The 17,350-nt window shown below is 63.0% G+C and carries 12 protein-coding genes; 8 read left to right on the forward strand and 4 right to left on the reverse strand.

Annotated elements, in window-relative coordinates; genetic code table 11:
- Window positions 1-5 precede the first annotated feature (5 nt).
- Window positions 6-2,651 carry a pyruvate dehydrogenase (acetyl-transferring), homodimeric type gene (aceE, locus tag FQ668_RS00955; protein ID WP_019437055.1) on the reverse strand — a complete coding sequence of 882 codons (2,646 nt, stop codon included), beginning with the start codon at window positions 2,649-2,651 and terminating at the stop codon, window positions 6-8.
- Window positions 2,652-3,034: 383 nt separating this feature from the next.
- On the opposite strand from aceE, the gene glnE reads away from it, so the two are divergent.
- From glnE to FQ668_RS00995, 8 genes are all read left to right on the forward strand, one after another.
- Entirely contained in the window at window positions 3,035-5,968 is a 2,934-nt protein-coding gene (glnE, locus tag FQ668_RS00960) for a bifunctional [glutamate--ammonia ligase]-adenylyl-L-tyrosine phosphorylase/[glutamate--ammonia-ligase] adenylyltransferase (protein WP_014589403.1), read from the forward strand.
- 202 nt (window positions 5,969-6,170) lie between these two features.
- A complete protein-coding gene (gene waaF, locus FQ668_RS00965; protein WP_010951695.1) occupies window positions 6,171-7,220 on the forward strand; it encodes a lipopolysaccharide heptosyltransferase II in 1,050 nt (349 codons plus the stop codon).
- Window positions 7,221-8,279, forward strand: coding sequence for a lipopolysaccharide heptosyltransferase I (gene waaC, locus FQ668_RS00970; protein ID WP_014589404.1), 1,059 nt, complete (start codon window positions 7,221-7,223; stop codon window positions 8,277-8,279).
- Window positions 8,279-9,403, forward strand: a complete 1,125-nt coding sequence (locus FQ668_RS00975; protein WP_144179829.1) for a glycosyltransferase family 4 protein — start codon at window positions 8,279-8,281, stop codon at window positions 9,401-9,403. The genes waaC and FQ668_RS00975 overlap by 1 nt, the downstream gene beginning before the upstream one ends.
- Window positions 9,400-10,206 (forward strand): lipopolysaccharide core heptose(I) kinase RfaP, encoded by an 807-nt coding sequence (gene rfaP / locus FQ668_RS00980; protein ID WP_014589405.1) that lies wholly within the window; start codon window positions 9,400-9,402, stop codon window positions 10,204-10,206. Before FQ668_RS00975 ends, rfaP begins: the two co-directional genes overlap by 4 nt.
- Complete coding sequence (locus FQ668_RS00985) at window positions 10,206-10,940, forward strand: lipopolysaccharide kinase InaA family protein (protein ID WP_014589406.1); 735 nt, start codon at window positions 10,206-10,208, stop codon at window positions 10,938-10,940. Before rfaP ends, FQ668_RS00985 begins: the two co-directional genes overlap by 1 nt.
- A complete protein-coding gene (locus FQ668_RS00990) occupies window positions 10,937-11,689 on the forward strand; it encodes a lipopolysaccharide kinase InaA family protein (protein ID WP_019437056.1) in 753 nt (250 codons plus the stop codon). The genes FQ668_RS00985 and FQ668_RS00990 overlap by 4 nt, the downstream gene beginning before the upstream one ends.
- On the forward strand, window positions 11,689-13,131 hold the full coding sequence (locus FQ668_RS00995; RefSeq protein WP_144179831.1) for a lipopolysaccharide kinase InaA family protein: 1,443 nt from the start codon (window positions 11,689-11,691) through the stop codon (window positions 13,129-13,131). Before FQ668_RS00990 ends, FQ668_RS00995 begins: the two co-directional genes overlap by 1 nt.
- 18 nt (window positions 13,132-13,149) lie before the next feature.
- On the opposite strand, the gene FQ668_RS01000 is transcribed toward FQ668_RS00995, so the two are convergent.
- The 3 genes from FQ668_RS01000 to FQ668_RS01010 all read right to left on the reverse strand — a co-directional run bounded on the left by FQ668_RS01000 (window position 13,150) and on the right by FQ668_RS01010 (window position 17,298).
- Complete coding sequence (locus FQ668_RS01000) at window positions 13,150-15,936, reverse strand: DUF6543 domain-containing protein (protein ID WP_014589409.1); 2,787 nt, start codon at window positions 15,934-15,936, stop codon at window positions 13,150-13,152.
- A 67-nt stretch (window positions 15,937-16,003) separates the two neighbouring features.
- On the reverse strand, window positions 16,004-16,189 hold the full coding sequence (locus FQ668_RS01005; RefSeq protein WP_011953272.1) for a hypothetical protein: 186 nt from the start codon (window positions 16,187-16,189) through the stop codon (window positions 16,004-16,006).
- Window positions 16,186-17,298 (reverse strand): PepSY domain-containing protein, encoded by a 1,113-nt coding sequence (locus FQ668_RS01010; protein WP_014589410.1) that lies wholly within the window; start codon window positions 17,296-17,298, stop codon window positions 16,186-16,188. The genes FQ668_RS01005 and FQ668_RS01010 overlap by 4 nt, the downstream gene beginning before the upstream one ends.
- Window positions 17,299-17,350 lie beyond the last annotated feature (52 nt).

The raw sequence follows: 17,350 nt of genomic DNA on the forward strand, positions 1-17,350 counted from the left end.
ACTCCTCAGCAGTCCAGTGGGTTGCGCTTGTCCGGGTCGATACCGAACTTGACGATAGCGTCTGCGACAACCTTGGGTTCGATCTCGCCACGGTCAGCCAGGGCTTCCAGGGCAGCCAGCACCACGAAGTGGCGGTCGACTTCGAAGAAGTGACGCAGCTTCTTGCGGCTGTCGCTGCGACCGTAACCGTCGGTACCCAGGACTTTGAACTCTTTGCTCGGTACCCACTGGCGAATCTGCTCGGCGAACAGCTTCATGTAGTCGGTAGAGGCGATGACCGGGCCTTTGCGACCGTTCAGGCACTGCTCGACGTAGGTCTGCTGTGGCTTCTGGCCAGGCTTCAGGCGGTTGGCGCGTTCCACGGCCAGGCCGTCGCGGCGCAGTTCGTTGAAGCTGGTGACGCTCCACACGTCGGCACCGACGTTGAACTCTTCACGCAGGATCTTCGCAGCTTCGCGGACTTCGCGCAGGATGGTGCCGGAGCCCATCAGCTGTACGTGGTGTGCGGCTTCGCGGGTGTCCTCTTCCAGCAGGTACATGCCCTTGATGATGCCTTCCTCGACACCGGCCGGCATGGCTGGCTGCTGGTAGGATTCGTTCATCACGGTGATGTAGTAGAAGATGTCCTGTTGCTCTTCGGTCATCTTCTTCATGCCGTCCTGGATGATCACCGCCAGCTCGTAGCCGTAGGTCGGATCGTAGGTGCGGCAGTTCGGGATGGTGCCCGCCATCATGTGGCTGTGACCGTCTTCGTGCTGCAGGCCTTCACCGTTGAGGGTGGTACGGCCGGCGGTACCGCCGATCAGGAAGCCACGGGTGCGGCTGTCGCCAGCGGCCCAGGCCAGGTCGCCAATACGCTGGAAACCGAACATCGAGTAGAAGATGTAGAACGGCAGCATCGGCTGGTTGTGGCAGCTGTACGAGGTGCCGGCAGCGATGAACGACGACATGGCGCCGGCTTCGTTGATGCCTTCCTCGAGGATCTGGCCCTTCTTGTCTTCGCGGTAGAACATCACCTGGTCTTTATCGACTGGCTCGTAGAGCTGGCCGACCGACGAGTAGATGCCCAACTGGCGGAACATGCCTTCCATACCGAAGGTACGGGCTTCGTCCGGGATGATCGGAACGATGCGCTGGCCAATGTCCTTGTCCTTGACCAGCTGCGCCAGAATACGCACGAAGGCCATGGTGGTGGAGATTTCGCGGTCGCCCGAGCCGTCCAGGATCGCTTTCAGCGTTTCCAGTGGCGGGGTCGGCACGCTGAAGCTCTTGGCACGGCGCTGTGGCACGAAACCGCCCAGGGCGGCACGGCGCTCGGCCAGGTACTTGGCTTCGGCAGAACCTTCTTCCGGCTTGAAGAACGGCAGGTTCTCCAGGTCGGCATCCTTGACCGGGATGTCGAAGCGGTCACGGAAGTGACGCAGGCTGTCGACGTCGACCTTCTTGGTGTTGTGCGCGGTGTTCTTGGCTTCGCCAGCACCGGTGCCGTAACCCTTGATGGTCTTGGCCAGGATGACGGTCGGCTGCTCTTTGTGATTAACAGCCTGGTGATACGCCGCGTAGACCTTGTACGGGTCGTGACCGCCACGGTTGAGCTTCCAGATCTCTTCGTCGGACAGGTCTTCGACCATGGCCTTGAGTTCCGGGGTGTTGAAGAAGTGCTCGCGAACGTACGCGCCGTCTTTGGCTTTGTAGTTCTGGTATTCGCCGTCGATGACTTCGTCCATGCGGCGCTGCAGGGCACCGTTGGTGTCCTTGGCCAGCAGTGGGTCCCAGAAGCGGCCCCAGACGACTTTGTTGACGTTCCAGCCACCGCCACGGAACACGCCTTCGAGCTCCTGGATGATCTTGCCGTTGCCGCGAACCGGGCCGTCGAGGCGCTGCAGGTTGCAGTTGATGACGAAGATCAGGTTGTCCAGCTTCTCGCGGCCGGCCAGGGCGATTGCACCCAGGGATTCCGGCTCGTCGCACTCACCGTCGCCCATGAAGCACCAGACCTTCTGCTTGCCGGCCGGGATGAAGCCACGGGCTTCCAGGTACTTCATGAAGCGTGCCTGGTAGATCGCCTGGATTGGGCCCAGACCCATCGAAACGGTCGGGAACTGCCAGAAGTCAGGCATCAACCATGGGTGCGGGTACGAAGACAGGCCGTTGCCGTCCACTTCCTGACGGAAGTTGTTCATCTGGTCTTCGTTGATACGGCCTTCCATGAAGGCACGGGCGTAGACGCCTGGCGATGCGTGGCCCTGGAAGAAGATCAGGTCGCCGCCGTGTTCTTCGGTAGGGGCCTGGAAGAAGTAGTTGAAGCCGATGTCGTACAGGGTGGCACTGGAGGCGAAGCTAGAGATGTGTCCGCCCAGGTCCGAGTCTTTCAGGTTGGTACGCATGACCATGGCCAGCGCGTTCCAACGCACCATCGAGCGAATGCGGCGTTCCATGAACAGGTCGCCAGGCATGCGTGCTTCGTGGGTGACAGGGATGGTGTTGCGGTATGGCGTGGTGATCGCATATGGCAGCTGGGAGCCACTACGGGTGGCCAGCTCGCCCATACGGGTCATCAGGTAATGAGCGCGGTCTTCGCCTTCTTTGTCGAGGACCGACTCCAGGGCATCCAGCCATTCCTGGGTTTCGATTGGATCGAGGTCTTGCATGGCTTGCTCCAGGGCGGAAAGGCAACCAGAATCGATTGCCTGAGATTGCGACTGGCCTTATGGGCAGACGTCGTGAATTCTTGGATTACCGGGGTGTCTTCCGGCGCGTTGTAGTTTTACTACATTTGCTTTCGCATTTCATGCTTTTACACGACACGAGTAGTAGTAAAACTACATTTGTGCGACGTTTGGTCGCACCTTGGCTTGTGAGGAAAAACGTTCATGTTGGTTGGCATTGTGTCGCGAACGGGTGGTTCTTGATGTTTGTTGCCAAGTTTTCGTTTTTTTCAGCTATTTCCAACTTTTGTACGACAGTCCAACCGTGGTCCGGCTTCCCCTTGGCCGCTTTTTCCCCTCTATTTCACGCCGATCAAGGATAGACCATGCGCCTACCTTTGCCCTCCGATCTGCCTGCCACCTTGCAGCCGCTGGTCACTCGCAACCAGCAGTTCATCAGCGACGCCGTGGCCGGCCACCCCGAACTCGACCTGCAGGCCTGGAGCCCGCTGCACCGGCAGCAGTTCGACCAGGTGGCTGCTGCCAGTGAATTCGTGCTCAGTTTGGCCCAGCGCGAGCCCGCCATGCTGTTCGCCCTGCTGGCCAGCGGCGAGCTGGAGCGGCGTTACGCCCCGGGCGAGCTGCGCGGGCAAATCGCCGCAACAGCGCAGGCGGCACAGAGCGAGGACGAGTTGGCGCGCAATCTGCGCCGCGCGCGCAACCGCCAGCAGCTGCGCATTATCTGGCGCGACATTACCCGTCAGGCGGAACTTGGCGAAACCTGCCGTGACCTGTCGGACCTTGCCGATGCGGCCATCGACGAAGCCTACCAATGGCTGTACCCGCGCCATTGCCAGCAATTTGGCACGCCCATCGGCAACCGCAGCGGCCAGCCGCAGCACATGGTGGTGCTGGGCATGGGCAAGCTGGGAGCGGTAGAGCTTAATCTGTCGTCGGACATCGACCTGATCTTCGGTTTCCCCGAGGGCGGTGAAACCGAAGGGGTGAAGCGCTCGCTGGACAACCAGGAGTTCTTCACGCGCCTGGGCCAAAGGCTGATCAAGGCACTGGACCCGGTTACCGTCGACGGCTTTGTGTTCCGCGTAGACATGCGCCTGCGTCCCTATGGTTCGGCGGGTGCCCTGGTGCTCAGCTTCAATGCACTGGAGCAGTACTACCAGGACCAGGGCCGTGACTGGGAACGTTACGCGATGATCAAGGCGCGGGTGGTGGCCGGCGACCAGGCGGCCGGCGCGCAGTTGCAGGAGATGCTGCGCCCGTTCGTGTACCGCCGCTACCTGGACTTTTCCGCAATCGAAGCGCTGCGCACCATGAAGCAGCTGATCCAGCAGGAAGTGCGGCGCAAGGGCATGGCCGAGAACATCAAGCTGGGTGCCGGTGGTATTCGCGAAGTGGAGTTCATCGCCCAAGCCTTCCAGCTGATCCACGGCGGGCGTGACCTCAGCCTGCAGCAGCGGCCGTTGCTCAAGGTGTTGGCCACCCTCGAAGGCCAGGGTTACCTGCCGCCGGCAGTGGTCGCCGAGCTGCGCGAGGGTTATGAGTTCCTGCGCTATACCGAGCACGCCATCCAGGCCATTGCCGACCGCCAGACGCAAATGTTGCCGGAAGGTGAGACCGATCAGGCACGTGTGGCCTATGTGCTCGGTTTTGCCGACTGGCAGAGCTTCCACGACCAGTTGATGTACTGGCGTGGCCGTATCGACTGGCATTTCCGCCAGGTCATTGCCGACCCGGATGATGAAGACGGCGAAGGCGAACTGGTGGTGGGTGGTGAGTGGTCGCCGTTGTGGGAGCAGGCGCAGGATGAAGAAGCCGCCGGCCGGCAATTGCAAGAGGCTGGCTTCAAGCAACCCGCTGAAGCCTTGAGGCGCCTGGCCGGGCTGCGCTCCAGCCCGCAGTTGCGCTCGATGCAGCGCATCGGCCGTGAGCGACTTGACGCATTCATCCCACGGCTGCTAGCCCAGGCGGTGGAGCATGACAACCCCGACCTGGTGCTTGAGCGGGTGTTGCCATTGGTCGAGGCTGTGGCAAGGCGTTCTGCCTATCTGGTACTGCTGACCGAAAACCCCGGTGCCTTGCGCCGTTTGCTGACACTGTGCGCCGCCAGCCCGTGGATTGCCGAGCAGATTGCCCTTTACCCGCTGCTGCTCGACGAACTGCTCAATGAGGGCCGCTTGTTCAGCCCGCCCTTGGCGCCAGAATTGGCCAGCGAGCTGCGCGAGCGCCTGACGCGCATCCCCGAGGACGACCTGGAACAGCAGATGGAGGCGCTGCGCCATTTCAAGCTGGCCCACAGCCTGCGCGTGGCCGCCTCGGAAATCAGCGGCAACCTGCCGTTGATGAAAGTCAGCGACTACCTGACCTGGCTGGCGGAAGCCATCCTCGATCAGGTGCTGGCCTTGGCCTGGCGCCAGACCGTGGCTCGCCACGGCCAACCCAAGCGCAGCGACGGCAGCCTGTGCGACCCGGGTTTCATCATCATCGGTTACGGCAAGATGGGCGGCCTGGAGCTAGGCCACGGTTCGGACCTGGACCTGGTCTTCATCCATGATGGCGATCCGCAGGCGGAAACCGACGGTGCGAAGCCTATCGACAGCGCGCAGTTCTTCACGCGTCTGGGGCAGCGCATCATCCACCTGCTGACCACCCAGACCAACTCGGGCCAACTGTACGACGTGGATATGCGCCTGCGCCCGTCCGGCGCCTCGGGCCTGCTGGTCAGCTCGCTGGGCGCCTTCGAGCGCTACCAGCAGAACGAAGCCTGGACATGGGAGCACCAGGCGCTGGTGCGGGCCCGTGTGCTGGTGGGTTGCAAGCAGGTGGGTGCGGCATTCGAAGGTGTGCGTGCCAAGGTACTGGGCCAGGCCCGCGACCTGGAAAAACTGCGCGCCGAGGTGAGTGAAATGCGCGCCAAGATGCGTGACAACCTCGGTACCAAGGCTACGGCTGCCGGTACCGCGGCGAACGCCTTCGACGCCGGCGTACCCTTCGATATCAAGCAGGATGCCGGCGGTATCGTCGATATCGAATTTATGGTGCAATACGCCGCTTTGGCCTGGTCCCATGACCATCCGGCCATACTTCGATGGACCGATAACATCCGCATTCTGGAAGAGCTGGAGCAGGCGAACTTGATGCCGGCCAGTGACGCGGTGCTGTTGCGTGAAGTGTACAAGGCGTTCCGCTCGGCCTCCCACCGCCAGGCCCTGCAGAAGGAGGCCGGGGTGATCGATGCGGCGCAGTTTGCCGATGAACGCCGTGAAGTGCGGCGGATCTGGGGTGAGTTGGGTTTAAGCTGATACCGTGTTGGCTTATTCGCGGGCAAGCCCGCTCCCACAGGTACTGCACAGGCCCTGAGCAGTGTGCAATCCCTGTGGGAGCGGGCTTGCCCGCGAATAGGCCATGTGAGTGGTACACTGTCCGCCACATAGCCTGAATATAAAGAGGGGAGGCCAGGCTGTACCGCAGCCTGTAGCCTCCCCGAGCGTTTCTGGACTAAGCATGAGAATACTGATCATTGGCCCCAGCTGGGTCGGCGACATGGTGATGGCGCAGACTCTGTTCCAGTGCCTGAAACAGCAGCACCCCGACTGCGTGATCGACGTGCTGGCCCCTGAATGGAGCCGGCCGATCCTCGAACGCATGCCTGAGGTGCGTCAGGCCTTGAGCTTCCCGCTCGGCCACGGCGCGCTGGAGCTGGCCACGCGGCGGCGCATCGGCAAGTCCCTGGCCGGCCAGTACGACCAGGCCATCCTGCTGCCCAACTCGCTCAAGTCGGCGCTGGTGCCCTTTTTTGCCGGCATTCCCAAACGCACCGGCTGGCGTGGTGAAATGCGCTTCGGCCTGCTGAACGATGTGCGCAAGCTGGACAAGGCCCGCTATCCGCTGATGATCGAGCGCTTCATGGCCCTCGCTTACGCACCCGGCGCCGAGCTGCCGCAGCCATACCCGCGCCCCAACCTGCAGATCGAAGCGCAAAGCCGTGACGCCGCCCTGGCCAAGTTCGGCCTGGAACTGGACCGTCCGGTACTGGCGCTGTGCCCTGGCGCCGAGTTTGGCGAAGCCAAGCGCTGGCCGGCAGAGCACTATGCCGCTGTGGCCGATGCGATGATTCGCCAAGGCTGGCAAGTGTGGCTTTTTGGCTCGAAGAACGATCACCCGGTCGGTGAGCAGATCCGCGACCGGCTGATTCCGGGGCTCCGTGAAGAGTCGTCCAACCTGGCCGGTGAGACCTCGCTGGCCGAGGCCATCGACCTGATGTCCTGCGCCCATGCCGTGGTGTCCAACGACTCCGGCCTGATGCACGTGGCCGCTGCGCTGAACCGTCCGTTGGTGGCGGTGTACGGCTCGACTTCACCCGGCTTTACCCCACCGCTGGCTGAACAGGTGGAAGTGGTGCGCACCGGTATCGAGTGCAGCCCGTGCTTTGACCGCACCTGTCGCTTCGGCCATTACAATTGCCTGCGTCTGCTGGAACCGGGCAAAGTGATTGCCGCCCTGCACAGCCTCAGCGGACCGGACCTGATCGATACCGTGGCCGAGGTCGACTAAGTGCGGGTACTGATCATCAAGACCTCGTCGCTGGGGGATGTCATCCACACCCTGCCGGCGCTTACCGATGCCGCCCATGCCATTCCCGGCATCCGTTTCGATTGGGTGGTGGAAGAAGGCTTCGCTGAAATCCCCAGTTGGCACCCCGCGGTCGACCAGGTCATCCCGGTGGCGATCCGTCGCTGGCGCAAGAACCTCTGGCAAACCATCAAGAGTGGCGAGTGGAAGGCGTTCAAGCAGCGCGTGCGCGAGCGCAAGTACGACCTTGTGATCGACGCCCAGGGCCTGGTCAAGTCGGCCTGGTTGACCCGTTACGTGAAGGCGCCCGTAGCCGGCCTGGACCGCTACTCGGCGCGCGAAGGCTGGGCCAGCCGCTTCTACGACCGGCCTCTGTCGGTCGCTACCGGCCAGCACGCGGTGGAGCGGGTACGCCAACTGTTTGCCATGGCCCTGGCCTATGACCTGCCAGAAGGCATCGGCAACTACGGCCTGGACCTCGACCGCCTGCAACTGCCGCCGGCCGCGCCCTATGTGGTGTTCCTGCATGGCACCACCTGGGCGACCAAGCATTGGCCCGAAGCCTACTGGCGCGAACTGGCCGAGCGCATGGGCCGGCGCAAGCTGGAAGTGCGCCTGCCTTGGGGTAATCCGGCTGAGAAGGCGCGGGCCGAGCGAATTGCCCAAGGCTTGAACAACTGCCAGGTGCTCCCCAAATTGAACCTTGCCGGCGTCGCTCGTGTTCTGGCGGCGGCAAAGGCCTGCGTGGCGGTCGATACCGGCCTTGGCCACCTGGCGGCGGCACTCGATGTGCCCACCATTTCGCTGTTTGGCCCAACCAACCCGGGCCTGACTGGCGCCTACGGACGGACCCAGATTCACCAGGCCAGTGACTGGCCTTGCGCTCCCTGCCTGCAGAAGAAGTGCACCTACAAACCGCGCGCCGATGACCTGGCCCGGTTCGATCTGAAACGCGAGTGGCCGCTGTGCTTCACTCGCCTGAATCCCGAGCATGTGGCGAGCCGTTTGAGCGCGTTGCTGCTGGCTGAGGATGTCCGTTGATGCAACTGGCTTTCGTGCTTTACAAATATTTCCCCTTCGGCGGGCTGCAGCGCGATTTCATGCGCATTGCCCTGGAATGCCAGAAGCGGGGCCACCAGATCCGTGTGTATACGCTGATCTGGGAGGGTGACATTCCGCCGGGCTTCGAAGTGCTGGTGGCGCCGGTGAAGGCGATTTTCAACCACCGCCGCAACGAGAAGCTCAGCGCCTGGATGGCCGCCGACCTGGCCAAGCGCCCGGTCGACCGCCTGATCGGCTTCAACAAGATGCCAGGGCTGGACGTGTACTACGCCGCCGACGGCTGCTTCGAGGACAAGGCGCAGACCCTGCGCGGTGGCTTGTACCGTCGCTGGGGCCGCTATCGGCACTTTGCCGAGTACGAGCGTGCGGTGTTCGCCAAGGACGCCCATACCGAAGTGCTGATGATTTCCGAAGTGCAGCAGCCGCTGTTCATCAAGCATTACGGCACCCCGGTAGAACGCTTCCACCTGCTGCCGCCAGGCATTTCCCAGGATCGCCGTGCGCCGGCCAATGCCGCCGAGATCCGCGCTGAGTTCCGCAAGGAATTCAACCTGGGCGATGACGACCTGCTGCTGGTACAGATTGGTTCAGGCTTCAAGACCAAAGGCGTGGACCGAAGCCTCAAGGCACTGGCTGCGCTGCCGTCGGCCCTGCGCAAACGCACCAGGCTGATGGTGATCGGCCAGGACGACCCCAAGGTATTCCAGCTGCAAAGCGCTACCCTGGGCTTGGGCGACCAAGTGCAGTTCCTCAAGGGCCGCAGCGACATCCCGCGCTTCCTGCTGGGCGCCGACCTGCTGATTCACCCGGCGTACAACGAGAATACCGGTACGGTGCTGCTCGAAGCATTGGTCGCCGGCTTGCCGGTGCTGGTGTCCAAGGTGTGCGGTTATGCCCACTACATTGCCGAGGCCGACAGCGGCCTGGTGCTGGACGAGCCGTTCGAACAAGACCAGCTCAACGGCTATCTGCAGCGCATGCTCGAAGACCCGCAGGCGCGTGCCAGCTGGTCGCGCAATGGCCTGGCGTTTGCTGATAGCGCCGATCTGTACAGCATGCCGCAGCATGCTGCCGACGTGATCCTGGGGCAAAAAAACGCATGAAGCTGATATTGGCCGAACCCTTCAAACGCCTGTGGGCCGGGCGTGATGCATTCGACGCCGTGGAGGCGCTGCAAGGCGAGGTCTATCGCGAGCTGGAAGGGCGCCGCACGCTGCGCACCGAAGTGGCTGGCGAGGGCTTTTTCGTCAAGATCCACCGTGGCATCGGCTGGGGCGAGATCTTCAAGAACCTGTTCACCGCCAAGTTGCCGGTGCTCGGAGCCGGCCAGGAATGGCGGGCGATCCAACGCCTGCATGAAGTGGGCGTGCCGACAATGACCGCAGTCGCCTACGGCGAGCGCGGCAATAACCCGGCCGCGCAGCACTCGTTCATCATCACCGAAGAGCTGGCGCCGACCATCAGCCTGGAAGACTTCAGCATCGACTGGGTCAAACAGCCGCCCGAGCCGCGCCTGAAGCGTGCACTTATCGCCGAGGTGGCGAAGATGACCGGCGGCATGCACCGCGCCGGGGTCAACCACCGCGATTGCTACATCTGCCATTTCCTGCTGCACACCGACCGACCGGTGACGGCGGATGACTTCAAGCTGTCGGTGATCGACCTGCACCGCGCGCAAACCCGTGCCAGAATCAGCCGCCGCTGGCGCGACAAAGACCTGGCTGCGCTGTACTTTTCGGCCCTGGACATCGGCCTGACCCAACGCGACAAGCTGCGCTTCCTGCGCGGTTACTTCCAGCGTCCGCTGCGGCAGGTGCTGAAGGACGAAGCCGCGCTGCTCGCCTGGCTGGAGCGCAAGGCCCAGAAACTCTACGATCGCAAGCAACGCTATGGGGATGCACTCTAATGGCGAGTTGGACACTGGCGCCGGGGTACGAACACCTGGCGGCGGACTTCGGCAGCCTCGACGCGGTGTTCGCCCTCCAGGGCGAACGGCTGACCCGCGACCCGCTCAGTGAGGTGGTACGCATCGAGCGTGACGGGATCAACTACTACGTCAAGCGCTACACCGGGGCCGGCAAGCACATGCGCCGGTACCTGGGACGGCCACGCATCAAGGCCGAATGGCAAAACCTCAAGCAGTTCGCCAAATGGGGTATCCCCACTGCCGAAGTCGTGGCCTGGGGCCTGGAGCGCAACGGCCTGGCCTTTGGCCGTGGCGCGATGATCACCCGTGAACTGCCGCGCACCGAAGACCTGTCGGCCCTGGCCGAACACAACGATGCGCGCTTGGCCGACCGCGCCTGGGTTGACCATGTCAGCCGTCAACTGGCGCGCCATACCCGGGTCATGCACGAACACCGCTTTGCCCATAACGACCTGAAGTGGCGCAACCTGCTGGTCGATGACCAAGGCACGCTATTCTTCATCGACTGCCCCACCGGCGACTTCTGGCGCGGTTTCATGTGGCGCCACCGGATGATCAAGGACCTGGCATGCCTGGACAAAGTGGCCAAATACCACCTGTCAGCTACTCAGCGTCTGCGCTTCTATCTGCAATACCGTGGCCGCGACCGCCTGAATGTGCGTGACAAGAAGCGCATTCATCGGGTACTGGGCTTTTTCGAGGGAAGGGAATGACCGATTACCTGGCCAGCGCGGACCTCGCGCTGCTCAAGCGCCATGGCCTGGACAACTTCGAGGCGCTGTGGGCACTGCAACTTGATGCTGTGGACGAACCCAACACCGGCCGTGGTGGCTGGAGCAGCGTCTTCCGTCTGGAACTCGAAGGCAAGGGCTACTACCTCAAGCGCCAGAGCGACTACCTGACCCGTACCTTGCACCGGCCGTTCGGCGAGCCCACCTTCGCCCGCGAATTCCGCAACATCAGTCGCTACCAGAGGCTGCGCATTCCGGCATTGCAGGCGGTGTTCTACGGCGAGCGCAAGCAGGGCGGCAAGCACCGGGCCATCCTGATGACCCGCGCTCTGGACGAGTGGGCCGACCTCGACAGCCTGCTGGCGCAGTGGCCGCGGTTGGGTGAAGCCGAGCGCACTGGCATCCTGCAGGCCTGTGGTCAGCTGGCGCGTACCCTGCACAGCGCCGGCCAGGTGCATGGCTGCTTCTACCCCAAGCACATTTTCCTGCGTCAACGCCGCGAGGGTTGGGACGCGCAATTGATCGACCTGGAAAAGACCCGGCCGCTGCTGTTCGGCATGCGTGACCGCCTCAAGGACCTGGAACCGCTGCTGCGCCGCGCGCAGGCCTGGCGCGTGCAGGATGTACGTACTTTGCTGGCTACCTACCTGGGGCAGCCGGCTGACGGCGCGCTGGTCGACACCTGGCTGCAACGGCTGACGCAACGCCGTCGTGAAAAAGAGGCCCGCTGATGCGTTTGTCTGAACTGAAGGATGCCGGGCGCAGCCCGGCGCTGCCCCTGAGTATCACGTTGGTTGATGCCGCCGGCAGCGCCGACTTGCAATTGCTCAGCCTGCTGCGCGTGCTGCCGGGCCAGCGTTATGTGGGCGCTGGTGTCTGGCGTGGCACACCGGTGCTGGCGAAGTTGCTGGTCGGGGGTAACGCCGCGCGGCATTTCCAGCGCGAACTGCAGGGTGTGAAATTGCTGGCCGAACAAGGCCTGACCACACCGACGCTACTGGCCGACGGCCTCAAGGAAGGCGAGGGCGGCTGGCTGCTGTTCGAGTTCCTTGACGGTGCCCAAAGCCTGGCCGATGCCTGGGCCGCAGTGGAAAACCTGCCAGTGCTGGCGGACGAGCAGCACCTGGTACTGGGCGAAGCGCTCACGGCCGTGGCGCACATGCACGCCCAGGGCCTTTGGCAGGAAGACCTGCACCTGGACAACCTGTTGCGCCATGCCGGCAAGCTGTACTTGATCGACGGTGCAGGCATCAGGGCCGAAACGCCCGGTCAGCAGTTGTCGCGTCCACGCGTGCTGGAAAACCTCGGGGTGTTCTTCGCCCAGTTGCCCAAGCGCCTGGAGCCGTTCATCGAAGAGCTGCTGGTGCATTACCTGCTGGCCAATGCCGAGCATGCGTTGCCGCTGGAAGCGCTGCAGAAACAGGTGGACAAGGTGCGCAACTGGCGCCAGAAGGACTATCTGGACAAGGCTGGCCGCGAGTGCAGCCTGTTCAGCGTCCAGCGCACCCTCTCGGGCTTGCAGGCGATCCGTCGCAGTGAGGTCCAGGCCATGCAGCCTGTACTGGAGCAGGCCGATGCGCTGATCGACAAGGGCCATTTGTACAAGACCGGTGGCGCTGCCAGCGTGGCGCGCATCGAGGTCAATGGTCGCCAGTTGGTGATCAAGCGCTATAACATCAAGAACACCGCACATTGGTTCAAGCGCTTCTGGCGCCCGAGCCGAGCCTGGCATTCCTGGATTGAAGGCCACCGCCTGGAATTCCTCGACATCGCCACGCCACGCCCCCTCGCGGTGCTGGAGCAGCGGGTGCTGGGCCTGCGCAGCCGTGCTTACCTGGTCACCGAGTTTGTCGACGGCCCGGACCTGACGGCATGCTTCGCGCCCTACGTCGAAAGCGGCGATGCGCCCGAGGAGCAGGTGGATGCCTTGGTGCACGTGATGCAGCAGCTGATTCGCGAACGCATCAGCCACGGCGACTTCAAAGGCCATAACCTGTTCTGGCACAACGGCCAGTGGTCGCTGATCGACCTCGATGCCATGTGCCAGCACGCCACCCAGCTCAGCTTCGCCCCGGCCTATGCCCGTGACCGGGCACGGCTGCTGCGCAACTGGCCCAATGGCAGTGCCTTGCATCAGCGGCTGGATCGGTTGTTGCCAAAACTGGTCGACTGAGGCCGCCGGTTCCGGCTGTCAGTGGGCCGGCGGTGGTTGATCTGGCAGTGTCAGCCAGTCACTGCTGCGCCCTGCCTGGCGAACGCGTATCAGCCACTGGCCGTTTTCGTGGCGCAGCACCGCCCACGGCACCACGCCGGCGTTGCTGGCAACGGCAATCTGCAAGTGGTAATGATCCGGCAGCAAGTGGCGGCGCACAGGCAACTGCCCGTTCTCGAGCGCCAGGTACAGCTGCTCGTCAGCCTGAAAAAGCCCTTGTTCGATGTTTACCGGCAAGCCGGCTACAGGCGTTTGCAGATAGCAGTCCTGCAGTAATTGCGTCAGGTCGGGCAGCCCGTCGTACCAGAGCACCGGTGAGTCGATGACCCACTGCCCGTCGGCTTTGCGCTTGAGCGGTTGCTGCAGATAGGCATCTGGCTGGTCAGGGTCGATGGCCCGCCAGCGGTAGCCGTCGAAGCTGACCTGGTAGTAGCGGTTGTTGCTGTCCTTGACGAAATACAGCGACAGCCCACCAAACGCCGAGCTTTGCTCGTATACACCCTCACCGTAGATACCGTCTATGCGATACCGGAGGCTGCTGCTGTCCGGTTGAGCCTGGAAGCGTGCGGGCAGCGGCAGTGGCGGTTGTTTGGGTATTCCGCGCAGGGACCGGCGTAGCACTCTGGAACCGAGAAAACTGGTACCTGCATCGTTGAGGTGGCTAAGCGCCTGATAGGAATGCCGCATCACCCCTTCAACATCCTCTTGGTTGAAGGCCTCGATGCCGTCCAGGATATCGATTGCCATGCGGCCAATCGACAGCACCAGCAACGCGCGGTTGGGCAGCAGCAGGCTGATGAAATCCAGCAAACGCCAGCTCAGCGCCATGACCGACTCCGCATTCACTTCGCTGGTCGTCATGCTGTCGGCATCGGCCTGGGCGATCAGCGCCCGGGCCTCGGCCATGTAGTAGTCGAAGAAAAGGTCGTCTTTGACCTCGGGCGTGGTCAAATGCGTGCTCAGGCGCCCCTTGTCCAGCAGCCGCTGCACCGTGGCGGCAGGCAGCAATGGCAGGCGCTGGGCTACGTATGCTCTCAACGCGGGCTGTTGGCGCAATGTGCGAAGTAGTTCGCGGGTTGTGCGAAAACGGCGCCAGGCCCTGCGATCCGGGGCATCCGGGGTGTACAGCACGCATGCCGGAGACTTGTAGGGGAGGCTGTTGAGCAGAAGCACGCCCTGCAGGGTATGGCCCATGATGTTCAACTGCCGAACAGTGACCGGGTAGCCTGCTACTGGCGCACGCAAGGCATTGTGTGGTTGGTCCAGCACTGCGCGCACCCAGTTGTAGCCATGTTCGAAAGGGTCTTCGCCAAAGTGTCCGGCGTAGCGCGCCTTGACTGCTTCAGCGTGCATGCGTGCACGGTTGACCTTGCTATGCGCAGTCAGGCGCCATTTGCCCGCTCTGGAACTGATGAGTTGGGTGTGCAGGTACTTTGCGTAGCTGTCACCCACGTTCAGTTCCCGGACCATGTGCTTGACATACTGCGGCGTGAGCCCGGCGGGCATGGCTTTGCCGTGGGCATGGATTACCCGGGCAGTCAGCCAGTAGTCGGTGTCGAACCACGGCAAGTTCTTGAGGGCGATCTCTTCGAGGGTGTTGATTTCCTCGACCATTTCCACCATCTCGTGGCCCACGCGTCGCATGCCTGCATAGGTGACATAGGATGAGAGGGCGAAGGGATGCATGATGGCGCCCGTGCGGCGGGCGCGTACGACGACGATCTTGATCTCGCGAGGATCTGTGTCGTACCCCAGGTCATGGCTCAGGCGCTCGCGAAGGCGTGCGTTGGCCCAGGCCAACAGGCTATTGCGTTGCTTGAAGTCGTTAAGGCTCAGCACTCCCGGGGCAGCAGCCTGCTCGGCGATTGCCACCAGCGTTTGCATGGCCTGCATCATATGGCTCAGGCCTTGCGCAGATGTATTGCGCAGCCAGTTGGGCAGATTCTTCTCAAGCAATTGGGAGTAGCGTGTTTGCAGGATGGGTTTGGCGCCGACTTCGGGCCATAGCGCCAGGGCTTTATGTATTCGGGTGTGCTGGTCGGGTGAGCCGTTGCTCCACAAGCTGGTGTCACTCAGGCGTTGGCGTTGGGTTTCTATCACACTGTCGATCTGGGCCTCCAGCAGGCTGTCGGCGTACCAGTCATAGCGCAGGCGCTGTGACCGGCGAGCGCGGTCCGCCTGCGTGTCAGTGTACAGATGCAGCAGCGGTCTGCTCTGGAGTGGGTCTTCCAGGCGTTCGCAAAGCTCCTGGTGCAGTGCGCCAAGGGAGTCGAAAGCCTCTATGCCTTGTGACAGGCTGCACAGCAAGGCAGCGCCTGCGGCATCCTGAGGCGTAAGCATATGGCCTTCGGCGGTACCGGCAACGATGATCAGTGTGCCTGGCAGGTAGCTTCGCCAGTTGGGCCTTAGGCCTTCCAGCAGAACGCGGTAGACCTGTGGCCTTTTGGCCAGGGGCATATGCCTGCGCTGGGAGGGGAGTGGCTGTTGCAGGCAGGCCCATAGTTGATCGGCTGAGCGGTAGCCCAAGGTCTCGTCGCCCAGGCGCAGTTCAACCTCGGCCAGCATCAGCGCCTTGCGCAGTGCCAGCAGTTTTTGTCTGGGGGTTTCACCATGCTCATCGGCCGTGGTCCAGAAGCTGGCCAGTTCGCCGTGCAGCCAGGTGCGTGTGTCGGGGTTGATGGGGTGTTGAAGGGCGAGGGTCGGAATGCCGTCGAGCAGGTCACCGATTTGTCGGTCGATCTGTTCCAGTTGTTCGAGGGGGCGCATGGGGTGGTTCCTTGGTTGAGGAAAACCCCATGCTTGGCAATACCTGCGGTTGCGGGGTGGTAGCGGGCTAGCGCCCCCGACGCCAGAGCAGCCCGCGCAGGCTCAGCAGGGCCGGCAGGCCCAGGCCTGCCCATGCCAGAACGTCCCAGCCACCGTCGCCGAGCAGTGCGGCGAACAGGCCCAGGAAGCCAAGCAGGGCAATCAACGCTGGCCAGGCGAAGAGGCGTGCAGTGGCTTGTGACCTGTGGCTCATGCGCGTGCCTCCCTGGGTTTGCGCTGCTTGCCCCACCACAGATAGAGGCCGCTGCCGAGCACGATGATTGTCAGCACGTCCAGTAACGCCCAGAGGATCTGCATCGGTCGCCCGCCGTAATCGCCGAAATGCAGTGGCTGCGACAGGCCCATGGCATCCATGTACCAGGGACGGTTGCCTACGGCAGTCACTGCAAGGGTGCGAGCATCGATCAGTACCGGCGTGAACAGGTGCGAACTCAGGTGGGTGGCACCGTTCATGAACACCGCATAGTGGTGCTCGCTGGAGAAACGCGTGCCAGGAAACGCGATGAAGTCCGGGCGCATGCCCGGCGCGGCCTGTTCGGCAATGTCCAGCAGGCGAGTGGCTGGGGCGCGCTCGACGAGCGGCGGGGCGTCGCGGTAGGGGGCAACCATCGCAGCCAGGCTGTCGTTGCGCCAGGCCGCGATGACCAGGTCGGACAGGGCGCTGATTACCCCGGTCACGCTCACCGTCAATGCCCAGGCCAGGGTGACCACCCCGATCAGGTTGTGCAGGTCGAGCCAGCGCAGGCGGCGGGATTTCTTGTGGCGTACGGTGCCGAATTCCAGGCGGCGCATGAATGGCGCATAGAGCACGGTGCCGGAGACAATCGCGACAATGAACAATACGCCCATGAAGGCCAGCAGCAGCTTGCCCGGCAGGCCTGCGAACATGTCCACATGCAGGCGCAGCATCACCATCATGAATCCACCATTGGCGGCCGGCATGGCCACCGCCTCGCCGGTGCGTGCATCGAGCATGAAGGTGTGCGACAGGTTGGGGTCGGTGCCGGCCGTGGCGGCGGTAATGGCGACCACGCCGTTGGGCTCGTCTTCATCGTAGCCGAAGTACTGCATGACCTCGCCGGGGCGATGTTGTTCGGCCTTGAGCACCAGTTGCTGCAGGTCGAGGTGCGGGGTGCCTGCCGGCATCTCACGCAATTCAGGGGCGTCGCCTAGCAGGTGTTCGAGTTCGTGGTGGAAGATAAGGGGCAGGCCGGTGACTGCCAGCAACAGCAGGAACAGGGTACAGACCAGGCTGCTCCAGGTGTGGATCAAGGACCAGCGGCGGATGGTGGGGCTCTTCATCACGGTACCGATTGTTGTCGGTTGGAACCCGGGGCCGCAAGGCGACCCCAGC

This window comes from Pseudomonas sp. Kh14 (genome assembly GCF_900291005.1).
Taxonomy (GTDB): Bacteria; Pseudomonadota; Gammaproteobacteria; order Pseudomonadales; family Pseudomonadaceae; genus Aquipseudomonas; species Aquipseudomonas alloputida.

What these genes read in the sequence shown, in the direction of transcription:
- glnE (WP_014589403.1), top strand. Translation starts at nt 3,035, where the DNA reads ATGCGCCTACCTTTGCCCTCCGATCTGCCTGCCACCTTGCAGCCGCTG.
- FQ668_RS01010 (WP_014589410.1), bottom strand. Translation starts at nt 17,298, where the DNA reads ATGAAGAGCCCCACCATCCGCCGCTGGTCCTTGATCCACACCTGGAGC.
- FQ668_RS01000 (WP_014589409.1), bottom strand. Translation starts at nt 15,936, where the DNA reads ATGCGCCCCCTCGAACAACTGGAACAGATCGACCGACAAATCGGTGAC.
- aceE (WP_019437055.1), bottom strand. Translation starts at nt 2,651, where the DNA reads ATGCAAGACCTCGATCCAATCGAAACCCAGGAATGGCTGGATGCCCTG.
- rfaP (WP_014589405.1), top strand. Translation starts at nt 9,400, where the DNA reads ATGAAGCTGATATTGGCCGAACCCTTCAAACGCCTGTGGGCCGGGCGT.
- FQ668_RS00985 (WP_014589406.1), top strand. Translation starts at nt 10,206, where the DNA reads ATGGCGAGTTGGACACTGGCGCCGGGGTACGAACACCTGGCGGCGGAC.
- waaF (WP_010951695.1), top strand. Translation starts at nt 6,171, where the DNA reads ATGAGAATACTGATCATTGGCCCCAGCTGGGTCGGCGACATGGTGATG.
- FQ668_RS00975 (WP_144179829.1), top strand. Translation starts at nt 8,279, where the DNA reads ATGCAACTGGCTTTCGTGCTTTACAAATATTTCCCCTTCGGCGGGCTG.
- FQ668_RS00990 (WP_019437056.1), top strand. Translation starts at nt 10,937, where the DNA reads ATGACCGATTACCTGGCCAGCGCGGACCTCGCGCTGCTCAAGCGCCAT.
- FQ668_RS00995 (WP_144179831.1), top strand. Translation starts at nt 11,689, where the DNA reads ATGCGTTTGTCTGAACTGAAGGATGCCGGGCGCAGCCCGGCGCTGCCC.
- FQ668_RS01005 (WP_011953272.1), bottom strand. Translation starts at nt 16,189, where the DNA reads ATGAGCCACAGGTCACAAGCCACTGCACGCCTCTTCGCCTGGCCAGCG.